The sequence below is a fragment of the Bradyrhizobium sp. BLXBL-01 genome, assembly GCF_051853025.1.
GTDB lineage: Bacteria > Pseudomonadota > Alphaproteobacteria > Rhizobiales > Xanthobacteraceae > Bradyrhizobium.
On sequence record NZ_CP182471.1, the window covers coordinates 586,397 to 598,813 of the forward strand.

General features: G+C 58.4%; 11 protein-coding genes. 5 read left to right on the forward strand and 6 right to left on the reverse strand.

Translation table 11 applies throughout. The annotated features are described in order from the left end of the window. The first annotated feature begins 1,043 nt into the window (after window positions 1-1,043). Window positions 1,044-2,357 carry an adenylate/guanylate cyclase domain-containing protein gene (locus ACNJYA_RS02760; RefSeq protein WP_439401998.1) on the forward strand — a complete coding sequence of 438 codons (1,314 nt, stop codon included), beginning with the start codon at window positions 1,044-1,046 and terminating at the stop codon, window positions 2,355-2,357. Between the two features lie 253 nt (window positions 2,358-2,610). Here ACNJYA_RS02760 and mddA read toward each other — a convergent pair whose 3' ends face one another. Continuing rightward, window positions 2,611-3,390 carry a methanethiol S-methyltransferase gene (gene mddA, locus ACNJYA_RS02765; RefSeq protein ID WP_439401999.1) on the reverse strand — a complete coding sequence of 260 codons (780 nt, stop codon included), beginning with the start codon at window positions 3,388-3,390 and terminating at the stop codon, window positions 2,611-2,613. Between the two features lie 502 nt (window positions 3,391-3,892). Between mddA and ACNJYA_RS02770 the strand changes: the two genes are divergently transcribed. Further along, the gene (locus ACNJYA_RS02770; RefSeq protein ID WP_439402000.1) at window positions 3,893-5,533 is read left to right on the forward strand and encodes a winged helix-turn-helix domain-containing tetratricopeptide repeat protein; all 1,641 of its coding nucleotides are present in this window, start codon (window positions 3,893-3,895) and stop codon (window positions 5,531-5,533) included. A 355-nt stretch (window positions 5,534-5,888) separates the two neighbouring features. Then, a complete protein-coding gene (locus tag ACNJYA_RS02775; RefSeq protein ID WP_439403530.1) occupies window positions 5,889-6,209 on the forward strand; it encodes a hypothetical protein in 321 nt (106 codons plus the stop codon). Here the strand turns inward: ACNJYA_RS02775 and ACNJYA_RS02780 are convergent. The 5 genes from ACNJYA_RS02780 to ACNJYA_RS02800 form a co-directional block, all read right to left on the reverse strand. Further along, window positions 6,152-6,454, reverse strand: a complete 303-nt coding sequence (locus tag ACNJYA_RS02780; protein WP_439402001.1) for a MarR family transcriptional regulator — start codon at window positions 6,452-6,454, stop codon at window positions 6,152-6,154. The genes ACNJYA_RS02775 and ACNJYA_RS02780 overlap by 58 nt on opposite strands. A gap of 1,130 nt (window positions 6,455-7,584) precedes the next feature. Continuing rightward, the gene (locus ACNJYA_RS02785) at window positions 7,585-7,719 is read right to left on the reverse strand and encodes a hypothetical protein (protein WP_439402002.1); all 135 of its coding nucleotides are present in this window, start codon (window positions 7,717-7,719) and stop codon (window positions 7,585-7,587) included. A gap of 107 nt (window positions 7,720-7,826) precedes the next feature. Beyond that, window positions 7,827-8,066 (reverse strand): PilZ domain-containing protein, encoded by a 240-nt coding sequence (locus tag ACNJYA_RS02790; protein ID WP_439402003.1) that lies wholly within the window; start codon window positions 8,064-8,066, stop codon window positions 7,827-7,829. 264 nt (window positions 8,067-8,330) lie between these two features. Continuing rightward, on the reverse strand, window positions 8,331-9,035 hold the full coding sequence (locus tag ACNJYA_RS02795) for a phosphatase PAP2 family protein (protein ID WP_439365315.1): 705 nt from the start codon (window positions 9,033-9,035) through the stop codon (window positions 8,331-8,333). Between the two features lie 252 nt (window positions 9,036-9,287). Further along, the gene (locus ACNJYA_RS02800; RefSeq protein ID WP_439365316.1) at window positions 9,288-10,193 is read right to left on the reverse strand and encodes a LysR family transcriptional regulator; all 906 of its coding nucleotides are present in this window, start codon (window positions 10,191-10,193) and stop codon (window positions 9,288-9,290) included. Window positions 10,194-10,313: 120 nt separating this feature from the next. Here ACNJYA_RS02800 and ACNJYA_RS02805 point away from each other — a divergent pair, with 120 nt between their 5' ends. Continuing rightward, window positions 10,314-11,294, forward strand: coding sequence for a Bug family tripartite tricarboxylate transporter substrate binding protein (locus tag ACNJYA_RS02805; RefSeq protein WP_439402004.1), 981 nt, complete (start codon window positions 10,314-10,316; stop codon window positions 11,292-11,294). After that, complete coding sequence (locus ACNJYA_RS02810) at window positions 11,252-12,115, forward strand: class I SAM-dependent methyltransferase (RefSeq protein WP_439402005.1); 864 nt, start codon at window positions 11,252-11,254, stop codon at window positions 12,113-12,115. The genes ACNJYA_RS02805 and ACNJYA_RS02810 overlap by 43 nt, the downstream gene beginning before the upstream one ends. Window positions 12,116-12,417 lie beyond the last annotated feature (302 nt).

A 12,417-nucleotide genomic window follows, 5' to 3' on the forward strand; every position in this document is an offset into this window, starting at 1 on the left:
CGCGACATGGCTGATGATGTTCTTCGCATTCATCACGGCGGGTCTGAAGCCATTTGCAAAGAGTATTCGGCGATTGGCGGCAGCGGTCTTCCGGGTCAAGCTAAGGTAGTTTTTAACTGAGCTGGCGCGCGCCGACGCTGTTGACGGCATGGGGCCGCGCCCGTACGGCAACAGCGACGAGCAGTAGACAATTCCGGCCATGAAATGAAAGAGGCCGCCAACTTAGCGGTCATAATTCTTTCGGGATCGCTCCAGTAGGTCAAGGGACCGTGCCGGGTCGCTCCAAGACCAAAGTGCTTCTTGCCAGCGTCATGTAACTGTCCGCCAACAACGAAACTGGCAGCGAGAATGCGAGTCAGAAGCCTCTTCGCCGGCTCTGCAGTAATGGCTCGCTCGCTGCGTAACTTCGTCCGGCGTCATCATGGCCGGGGATGAAGGAAACGGCCGCGGACGCGCTGACGCCATCAATTTGATGACGCTCCTGCTTGCGCAATTCATTGACTAGACGTTCGAGGTTAGGGCGGCAGAGGCGAGGCTTCGAGAAATAAGTCCTGTTGCAACCTTTCACCCACTCGTCGCAGATCGATCGGGCAGTCTTACGGTCGATGTGGCCCGATGTTCGACTGGTCGGTTCCATATCGCGACCTTTCAATTAGGCCCCATGATTCACTTAAGTTAAAGGAGCGGAGAATGTTTCGCGTAACTTCGATGTTGACGGGTTCGTGCCAATGGAACGAAGGCTCTGCCCAATTCCGAAGTGAGTGCCTTCGCGATCTGCGTCAGACTGATTGTCTGATGTGCCAGCACTCCGCCCAAGGCGCGCGCCTTTCAACACGTTCAAAATGTCCGTTCAGGGTCAATCGCTACGGTTTGGTCCGGTTTAAGTTAGGCCCGGTCTACCTCTGACGCCCGACATATTCTCGGCTGAGAAAGGCGGCGGCGATGGGCCAGAAGTCGACATTGTGGGGCTTGCCGTTTTTCCATCGTCAGGTCAGGTTTCAAAATTCGGCCGGGTAAAGCCCGGTGAACCCGTAGGGACGCCCATGCAGCCGGTCACGCAATACGCCAAGAGCGGCGATATTCACATCGCCTACCAGTCGTTCGGTGCTGGTCCGATCAACCTGGTTATGGTTCCGGGGTTTGTATCTAACGTAGAGAACTATTGGGAACAGCCCGACCTCGCTCGCTTTCTGAATCGTTTGGGCACCTACGCCCGAGTGGTCACTTTCGACAAGCGCGGCACCGGAATGTCAGACCGAGGCGTCGAGCTTCCCGGCCTCGACCAACGTATGGACGATCTTCGAGCGGTCATGGACGCCGCCGGCATGGAGCAGTCGGCACTCCTCGGGATTTCCGAAGGCGCCCCACTGTCGGTCCTGTTCGCGGCAACCTACCCCGACCGTTGCGGCGCGCTGGTGCTCTATGGCAGCTTTTCACGGTTTTCCTACTGGTTTCCGACAGACGAAGCACTCGAGGCGTTTTTCGGTTACGTCGAGCAGGCATGGGGCACAGGCGGCAGCGTCCAGAAATTCGCGCCTTCTCGCGCCAATGATGCGGCTTTCCAACACTGGTGGGGTCGCAACGAGCGGCTCGGCGCCAGCCCAGCCGCTGTGAAAGCTCTCATGAAGATGAACAGCCAGATCGAAATCAGCGGTATCCTACCGGCGGTTCGGGTACCAACACTCGTGGTCCACCGGACTGGGGATAAAACTGTCAGTGTAGAGGGTGGGCGCGACGTGGCGGCGCACATTCCCGGCGCCCGGCTCTTTGAGCTGCCGGGAAGCGACCACATTTTCTACGTCGGAGAAAACGCGGGCGAAATTTCCGATGCCATCGAGGAATTTTTGACTGGTTCAAGGACGTCGGTCCCGGTCGACCGGGTCCTCGCAACGGTTCTCTTCACCGACATCGTGGGTTCAACGGAGAAGGCCGCTGAACTTGGCGATCAACGTTGGCGTGATCTTCTCGACCATCATCACGCAACGATCCGGCGCAATCTCCAACGATTTCGAGGCCAGGAAGTGAAAACAACTGGAGACGGCTTTTTCGCGACCTTTGACGGTCCAGCTCGTGGCGTTCGCTGCGCCTCGGCCATTGCCGAGGAAATCAGGCCGCTCGGCATTGAGGTTCGTGCTGGGCTTCACACAGGCGAGTGCGAAATGATTGGTGATGATGTCGGCGGGATCGCTGTCCACATAGGAGCGCGGGTTGCGGCCCTTGCCGGTGCAAGCGAGGTCTTGGTATCGAGCACGGTCAAGGATCTGGTGGCCGGTTCTGGGTTACGCTTCGAGGACCGCGGCACCCGGTCTCTCAAGGGTATTCCGGGGGAGTGGCGCATCTTCGCAGCCGCACGTTAAGAGGTGCCTCCGAGCAGTACTCCTTCTCCCCGCCTGATGGTCTGCAGTGGGTCAAAACGTGAAGAACTCAGATTGAGAAAATCTGGTCCGCTCTGGCTCAGTGAGCGGACATCCGAGTACCACACGCCCGCCCGGCTATTTTTTCTGCTGTTGCGATAGAGGTGCGCTGCAGCCGGAGCAGGGGAGGAGAGATCCGCGGATTACTACTGAACGGCCCGCACATCGGCGGGCCGTTGAGCACTATATCAGTCGATCAAAAGAGACCGGGGAGCAGCATTGCGACTCGCTGGCGATACCTGCGGTACTCGTCCCCAAAGAAAGCGACCAGATCCCTTTCTTCCAGCCAAATTCCCACAAAGATATAACCCGTGGTGACCGAGGCGAAGAGGAAGTGGCCGACCGTCATCAGCGGCGTGGACCAGAAGGCGATGATGAAGCCGAGGTAAATCGGATGCCGAACCAAACGATAGAGGCCCGGCGTCTTGAACTTGATGGGTTGGGCAACCCGCCCCAGGAAGTGCGTGATCACCTGGGTCAATCCGAACAGCTCGAAATGGCTGATCAGGAACGTGCTGTACAGCACGATGATCCATCCGATCGCGCCCAGTGCGGTGACGGCGCCGGCGAAGACCGGGCCATCGATTTTCCACACAACGCTGGATAGCGGTTGCCACTGCCAGAACAGCAAGATCAAGCTAAGACTCGCGAGCAAGACGAAGGTACTGCGCTCGACGGCCGGAGCAAAGAAGCGCGCGAAGAACGACTTGAAAGCACGTCGTGCCATCCCGCTATGCTGCACAGCAAAGATCGACATCAGCGCGAGATTGATCACCAGGGCTGTACTCCAAGGCGCGATCCTGCCATCGTCGATCGTCTTTGGCACTAGGATCCCCGAAACGAAGCCGATGGCATAGATGAAGGTGCCAAGAAAAACGGCATACGAGAGCAGGCCGTAGACGAGGGCGGCCAATCTCGTCGCACGGGACGGTGTAGCCGAAACGGAATTCTGGTCGGAATGCAAAGTCATAGTCATGTCAATCTCCATTGCTGCAAAATCTTCGGAATACGTGCGCGTCAAACCCGCCGGCCCATGTCTAGCCGCGCTGCCGCCCATGCGATCAGTTGGTCGAGAGGACTGTAGGGAGTTGATCTTTGGACGAGTTGTGACGTCTCGGCAGGCCACTGCTGAACCGTCAGCCCAACCTTGACCTGTTCGGCGATTGCGGCCGCAATCGCCTCGTTCGTCGCCCGTCTTAACCGAGCGGCTACGACCAGAACGCGGCGTGACAGGGAGGGCTTCGGCGCGAAACGAAAGGCAAGCAACGATGACGCGAGTCGGCTTGGGCGCGCTGCGCTGCCCGAAACACGGGTGAGAGGCTGGTGGGATAGGGCGGTCATATCGCTTCTCCTGTTGAACGCCATTTCACCGCTCTGTAGATTGCGCTTGTCCGGACTGCTTGGTGGACTCCTTAAGGAAACTCCTATTTTCCCTTTACTTGAGGTCGTTCGTCCGCTTGGCACAAGGGGCGTTGGTAATGAAATACCGTTTTGCAGACTTCGAAATCGATCCCGGGCAGCATGAACTGCGCCGACGGGGCTCGCCCGTTCACGCCGAACCGCAGGTTTTCGACCTGATCGTTCATCTGCTGCGAAACCACGATCGCGTCGTCAGCAAGGATGAGCTGATCGACAACATCTGGGACGGCCGGATCATTTCGGAAGCCGCGTTTTCGAGCCGCATAAACGGGGCTCGGCGCGTGCTCGGTGACAGCGGGACTGAACAACGCTTTATCAAGACTTTGCATCGTCGCGGCTTCCGCTTCGTAGGAGAAGTCGAACAAGTGCCGAGCTCGGACGCCGACGTGGTGAAGCTTGTGCCTAGCGATGCTGAGCCGGAAAATCTAACGCAGAGTTCGGTCAAGGCAGAGATTTCTCGTTTGGGTGACGTCGTTTCGGAAGCAATCAAGGCCGAGGCGATCACCCGCCCTTCAATTGCCGTGCTTCCGTTTGCAAACATTTCCGACGATCCCGAAAACGACTACTTTAGCTACGGGCTTACTGAGGACATCATCCGGCTGCTCGCCAGAAACCGATGGCTTTCCGTGATCTCCCGACATTCCACGATCGGCTTCCAGGGCACCACCGTCGATGCTCGCAAAGTGGGCGCCCAACTTGGTGCGACCTACGTCATGTCAGGAAGCGTGCGGAAGACTGACGACACGGTGCGTATTGCCACTGAGCTCGCGAGGGCCGCGGACGGACAGCAACTCTGGTCGGAAAAGTACGAATTTCCGCTGCTGAACATCTTCGACATTCAAGAGGAGATGGCACGACAGATTGCCGCCACGATTGAACCCGAGCTGTCGAAAGTGGAACAGCAACTGGCGGCTCGCAAGCCGCCGGAAAGCCTGGACGCTTGGGACTGCTACCAGCGCGGCCTCTGGAATCTGTGGCGGTTTACGACGCCGGGTTTTGACATTGCGGAAGAATACTTTCAGAGGTCGATCGCCGCTGATCCGAGTTTCGCGAGAGGACATGGCGCTCTCAGCTATGTGAATATTCAACGTTCTCTCTACGATACGCCGGAAGCCAGGGGCCCTCGGCTCAAAACCGCTTTGCACCAAGCCCGCATCGCCGTATCTCTCGACGAGCTAGATTGCTTCTGCCATTGCGCGCTGGGCCGCGCTCTGTGCCTCACACGGCAGAACGAGGAAGCGTTCGCCGCGATCGGCTTGTCGTTGGAGCTTAATCCCAGCTTCGCACAAGGCTATTTTGCGCAAGGCTTCAACCTTCTATGGTGCGGACGCCAAATCGAAGCGGAAACACTGCTGGACCAGGCCACCATATTGAGTCCACGCGACAGCCACCTGTGGAGCTTCCACCACACCCGTTCGTGGGCACACTTCTCGCTTGGAGAGTACGACATCGCTGTGGAATTTGCCCGCAGAGCGACGCGCCAAACGAACGCGACGTATCGAGCCTATGCCACCTTGGCCGCTTCGCTAGGACGCCTTGGTGACGAAGCGCAAGCAAGCGCCGCTTTGGCAGACTTGATGGATCGCAAGAGTGATTACACGACCGGAACCGCCCGGAGAGAGCTCTTCTTCTGTAGGGACGACCGCTTCTTGGTCAAGTACACTGAAGGATTGCGCTCGGCCGGCGTTCGCGACGACTGATCGTTGCGAGGTACGTTGGCGCACGGACCTCGGCGCATCGCCGATGCTGCGAGTCGTCCCAGGCCTTTTCAACGTGAACGACCAATGCGCGTTGGTGATCCACGCGGCAAGATCGTGGGGTAGACTTGATCATCTTGTCCGTTCCGGATCAATTGCGACAGTTTGGCTTGGCTTAAGTTAGGTCCGGGCTCGCTGCGCGGGAGAGTCCGTTACGGACCAAGATCGACGGTTCAGACCGCTGCAATCAGTTTCCGCTCTACACCCGACAGCCGACGCCCCGCCGAGCATTCCGCTGGGCAGCGATTGGGCCAGAAGCGGAAGTGGGATAACTAGGCTGAGAGGGCGTCGCTTACTATTGTTCGAAGTTGAAACACAGAAGATCGATTTCGGAGTCGGCAAGATTGGCCCGGAAGAATCTGCACATATACTGAGTCTGTATTCTGCTTGCGCGGTTGGGGTCCGCCTCGGTCAAGAAGATGCATTTTCTGCAAGTATCTGCATGGTGACGACCACCGCGCGCGTCGAGTTGCTTCAACATCTCTCGAAGACAATCGCGGAATTTGTTTGCGCCAAGTTCAAGCGTAGCAATGGCATGGACGAGTTGTGTGATAGGATCGCTTACGAGGTTTTTTCTCCTAGCTGGGTTACATCAAGAATCACCGAGCGCTTGTCTTGATCGGAACTTCGGCGCTGAAGGTAGCCCTTGTCTTCGAGACGCTTGACAGTCTGAGAAGCGGTGGGCCGAGTTGTACCTACGAACTGGGCTAACGCGGAAGGGGGCCGCGAGAACCTGTTTGCACGCGCAAGAAATCGCAGTGCCATCCACTCTCGATCACGCAATCCGTTAAGTGCATCATCGAACTGCCAGCTGCCCCTGGCCTGAATTAGCAGGTCGACGGCCTCCCGAGCTGCCGTAATCATCCTCGCCCCTCTACTATGCCTCTGGCAATATCACCGATCAGAGCGAGCAAGGCACGAACAAAAAGACCCCACGTCTACATACGAAGGTTTGCAATCAGTGCTTGCGCGGCACGCCGACCATCATCTGCAATATTCCTAAGAGGCTCTATCCTTACATGAGCCTGACAGCGCTTGCGGCCTCGGGCGCGAGAACTCAGGATGTAAGAAGTCGGGAGCAGACATTCGCCGACGGCATGAGTGTTCAAACGATTTCACCGTGATGGAGTCGCAGGCGGCCCCAAAAGCCAGGCTACCTTCCACTGCAGTGGAGCAGATCGAAGCCGGCAACCTGTTGGCGCGTGGGCGAGCTGCGGTTTGCTAGGCACTGCACCTGCAAGTGTCGTTGCCGTTGCAAGATGGAATGGGCCCGGAATAGAAGCAGCGATGCCCGCGACAATGGACTCTCCCAACGGTGTCTCTGCAAGCGTGATTGTCACCACAGATATGGCGACTACAAGCACCGCGGTCACTCTGCGACTTGAAATGTGCTTCGTCACGAGCGAGACCTCACAACCGAAATGAAAGGCTTGGGACAGTTCGCTTCAATTTAGGACGACGCAACCAATCTCGTGCTGCGTGTCCGTCCTGCCAACTCTATCCTGATCAGCACGATCGTAATCGGCTTCTAGGCCTTCAGGATCTTGTCCGGCAGTCAGGAGCTGTTTCCGCATTTCAGCGAGACGGGCGCGGCAGTATTCGCGATAAAGCAGATCGAATATAGCGGGCATCGTTGCCCCCGTCGGTTTGAAAATTTTCGCCACCAGTGTTCGGACTGTACTAGCCCGTTGATCGCTCCCGAAGCGCCGGAATTGCGATCGCTGACTTTGTCGTCTCAAGAAGCAACAAGGCCACTTACCTAAGATATATTCTATCAGCCTTCTGTTTCGGCAATACTTCGTGAAACAACTCAAGATCGCGACTGCGCGCATAAAAATCCAACTACAGCGCGAACTGACTTACCAGTAGCTGCGAGCGTGGTTGGATGCAACGCCGACCGAGATGGTTGGAAAGCTGTCGTTGCCAACGCAGCCATCGGACCGCATCAAGAACGGTCCATCAAGATATGCAAGCTCAACCCAGTGGAGGCGGTCTTAATTCATCTTGCGGCGAAGCTGTCTGATGATCTCCCTGAGCTCGGCGGCGTACTCCTCAATGATGCGCCGCGCCTCCTCCAGCCGGGACGGCCTCGTTTCCTTATCCTCGGTCTGTTTGTCGGGGTCGGGCATGGCTTAATGTCCCGGCGGGGTGATGCGCGCCGCTTGAGCCAGATCAAGCCTCTGAGTCGTCCCGCATGGGGAACGGCTCAAGGGAATGGCCCTCCTAGAGGCGAACCTTACTCGTCGAAAGCGACCCCGATCTGACCGTCCTTTCGCCAAATAATATGGCAGCGTCTCGAAGTGCCATCCGAGGTTATCGCGAGCACGAATTTGTCTGGGAACCAAAGCGGGCCGTGCGCTTGGATGCGGGCACCGGTCGCGGAGATATCGCGAACGCTGCAATCAACAGCCGATGAGCCGAACACGATTTGCCCGGCCTTAAGAATACGACGCCGCTGAGAGGATCGGTCCTGCATGGTAGGAAGCTCCCACCAATCTCTAAAACGTTTTCTAGAGAAGTGATTTTGGCCGAATATCCCTGCGTCTGCATGGGTCAAAGGCTGTCTTGGCCCGCTCAGGTCGTTCTGTTCGGGTCATCTACGGATAGCGGACGTTGCGGCGCTTCGGGTTAAGGTCGGCCACGGGCCAACAGCGGAAGTCGGGCTGGTCCGCGGAGTGAAGTCCCCCGTCCGTAGGCGAGAATATGCGCGCGGGCGGGGCCACCGAACACGGACGGAGATTTAGAGCGCGTCGTGGGACATCTTCCAGACGGCGGTTAGAATTTGCCGTGTGTTCTCGAACACTGCTGCAATTTCGTATGTAAAAAGGAAGAACGCGCAATAAAACACACCTGGATGGTCGTCGCTCCAAAGTATGAGCCTGCGGCTTAGCGGTATCCGGATTTCTTTCCGGCACACCGTGAGAGTGGCGAGAGTGCCTATAAGGGCGCCGACCACAACGTCCGACGGATAATGATAGCCGAGGTAGATGCGCGGCATGCAAATTACGACAAGGCCGTACAAGATCACGAGCCAGCCCCATCGGCGCCATATCAAGTGCACCCCAACGGACAACGCAATAGCAAAAGCGGCAGTGTCGCTCGGGAAGGAGCTCCAATTCCACAAAGAATCACTCGTGACGTTATAGGGCAACGTGAAGGTGACCGCGGGATCATGGATCGGCCGTAGTCGAAAGGGAACGACAGACCTGGTGATCTTTGTCAGCAAGAGTGCCGCGACTGTCGCCGCAAGTGTTGAAATAACCAGCTCCCGGCGCAGCTTCTGGTCCGGGTCACGCTGGAACCAAGCCAACCACAAAAGCGATGTCACGAGAGCCCCCTTGAACACGGCTTGGTCGGCCAAGAAAATTAGCGCCGAATCAAAGATCGGGGAGCGGTGCGCGAAACCGTTGAAAAGTTCTAAAAGATACTGATCAACAGGGTTCACATGCAAGTCTCCTTCCCGTTCAGCCAACAACGGCACCTAAGTGGAGCACAGGGCCTGCTCTTGGGCTAGGGCAATGTCCAAGTTGGGTCAAAACACGAAGGACTCAGGCTGAGCAAATCTGGTCCGCTTTGGTGCGAGGGGCGGACCTCTTTCAGACGCGGCGCAACTTCGCAGTTGGGCCTAAACCCCACATGGGCTCTGAGGATCGAAGCTTCGCCTCCAGGCCAGTGGCAGATATCGTTCCGCGTTGCTCTAGACCACTTTCGCGGCGTTTCTCACCAGGGTAAGAAACTGTCTCACGGTTGCTGAGGGATCGCCGCGGCGCGTTGCCAGACTTAAGCGTGCGGTTGGTGGTATGGACGTGCTGACCCGCCGATAGGCAACACCTTCGATGTTCATTCGCTGAAGGGACGACGGCACAAAGGTAATCCCGAGACCGGCCGCAACGAGGCTCAGCGTCGAACCGATACGAGGCCCGTGCTGCGTTGATGCACCTAGATTGCCAACGTTGGGATTGAAGCCTGCGGCGCTGCATGCAGCGATGATAGTATCATACATGCCCGTGCCGGGCGGGCCATATAGGATGAAGGTCTCGGGTGCAAGGCGTTTTAGCGGAATCGCGCTATCCCTCGCGACTTTCGCGAGTTGATGATCGGCCGGGAGGGCAACCACCATTGGTTCGTCGAGCAGCCGCTGGATTGCGAGTCCATGTGCATCAGCGGGTGCTGTGCGAATGAACGCAACATCCATTCGCTCGTTGCGCAAACCGTCCAGCAGTTCATTGCTCAGCGATTCCTCCAGGGTGAGTGATACCTTCGGGCAAGTCCTGCTGAACGCCCGGATCGAACGCGCAACAAGCGGATGAAATGATGACGTCGAAGTCACACCGACGCATATACGCCCCAGTTCGCCCCGCGCCGTGCGCCGCGTCGATTCAACGGCTCTCTCAAGCTGCGCAAGGGTGGCGCGAGCATCGTCGAGAAAATTCGAGCCCGCGTCGGTCAGTTCCACGCCGCGAGCCTTGCGACGAAGCAGCTGCACGTCGAGCTCTCGTTCGATCGCCTTGATCTGTTGGCTCAACGGCGGCTGTTGCATTCCGAGCCGCTCGGCAGCCCTGGTGATGTGGCCTTCCTCGGCGACGGCGATGAAGTAGCGCAAGTGCCTTAATTCCATAGCCATATCCAAAACATATGGATTTCCCCTCTGCGATATTATGGCTCGCAGGACCGTCCGGCGCTATGAAAAATAGTGCTTACAGCCATTAGGAGGTGTGGACCGATGATCCTGAGCCGCAGAAAGCTCCTGAGCGCATCCTTTGCGACTGCCGCCGCTGTCGTGTCGCCGTGTCTCGGCAGAGCGGCCGCCTATCCGGTCAAGCCAGTGCGGATCATCGTGCCGTTCGCTGCTGGCGGCCCCAATGATATCGCGGCGCGTCTCATCGCCCAGGGCCTCTCGGACAGACTCGGCCAGCAATTCTATATCGAGAACATCGGCGGCGCTGGCGGCAATGTCGGTACCGGTCAGGCTTCACGCGCTTCGGCGGACGGCTACACGATCCTAACGGTGGCACCCAGCTATGCGGCCAATCCGGCGCTGTTCGATAGCGTGCCTTATGATCCCGTGAAAAGCTTCGATGCCGTGACGCTGGCGGCCACCGCCCCCACCGTTCTAACGGTGCATCCCTCGGTTCCGGCGGCGACCGTTACCGAATTGATCAACGCCATCAAGGATACGCCAGGTAAATACAGCTACGCATCGCCTGGAACGGGCACGCCGCCTCACCTGTTGGGCGAGCTGTTCCGGCTCTCGTTGAAGCTCGACATGGTACACGTCCCGTTCTCCAGCGGAGGCCAGGCGATTCAATCGACCCTTGCAGGCCATGCGCCGATTTCGTTCGGCGCGTTGCCTCCTGCAGTGCAGCACGTAAGAGAAGGCGCGCTGCGCGCCCTTGCCATCACGTCAACGACCCCAGCGGATGCGCTCCCCGGGGTACCGACCATCGCGCAGGCCGGCTATCCTGATTTCGCGGCCGACATCTGGACGGCGGTGCTCGTCCCCGCCGGCACCCCGAAGGACATCGTCGCGCTGCTCCAGCGCGAGATCGCCAGGCTTGTTGTTCTGCCTGATATCAAAGACCGCATGGCCGCGCTCGGTTATCGCCCGGTCGGAGACACGCCGGATGAGTGTGCTGAACACATCAGGGTGGAGGCAACCCGTTGGGCAAACGTGATCCAAGAAGCCGGCATCAAGGTGCGATGATCATGCGATCGCCTGTTGCCGACCATTACGCGCGCGGAGATCTGACCGCCGCCATTCGCGAGGGCCTTGCCCGCATCGGAAAGACCGAGGGCACGGTGACGGCAGAGGACCTCGCGCCGGTGGACGAGTTTCATATCGGCGGCCGTGCCGCAACCGCCGATTTGGCACAGCAGCTCGGCCTCACCCCGGATGATCGCGTACTCGATATCGGCTGCGGTCTTGGCGGACCCGCGCGCCATATCGCGGCCCGCTATGGGTGTCATGTGACCGGCATCGATCTCACGCGCGACTACATCGAAGCCGGCAACGTGCTCTCCGAATGGCTTCAGCTCCATGATTGCGTGTCATTGCAACAGGGTAATGCTCTGTCGTTGCCCTTCGCAAACGGGTCTTTCTCTGCCGCTTACATGCTGCATGTCGGGATGAACATCGCTGACAAGAGCGCGCTCTTCGCAGAGGTCGGGCGGGTCCTGCGCGCATGCGCACGCTTCGCCATCTACGACGTGATGCGAACGGGCAACGGTGCGTTGTCCTACCCGGTGCCGTGGGCAAGCACACCGGATGCGGATGCGGTCACGTCACCTAGTCAATACCGTGACGCGCTTTCCACTGCGGGGTTCGAACTCATGTCAGATCGTCAGCGACGCGACGTTGCGCTTGAATACTTTGCGCGGCAGCGGGCGCAGGTGGCCGCAGGGCCGGTAGCGCTCGGCGTACATACGCTGATGGGCGCGCGACGGCCTGAAATGGTCCGCAATATGAGCGAAGGCATCTCTGATGGCCGGATCACCCCTGTGGAGATCATTGCCCGAAAGCTGTGAGTTGTGCAATCGACCATCATCCGACGGTCAAACGTCCGCTTCGGGTGAAAGGCTGCCTTGGCCCGCTCACATCGTTCTGTTCGGGTCATCTTCGGATAGTGGACGTTGGGCATTTCGGGTGAAGGTCGGCCACGGGCCAACAGGCGACATTCGAAATCGCCCCCTGAGGCCATCTTACCGTCCACCCCTCAGGACGCGGAACGGGGCCGAAAGTTTGTCAGGCGGGACACGAACCGGCGTAAATTTTGTGTCGGTTCGTTGAGCCCGCTTGCAGTTAGGGCAAACGAAAAGGTGCGCGACTA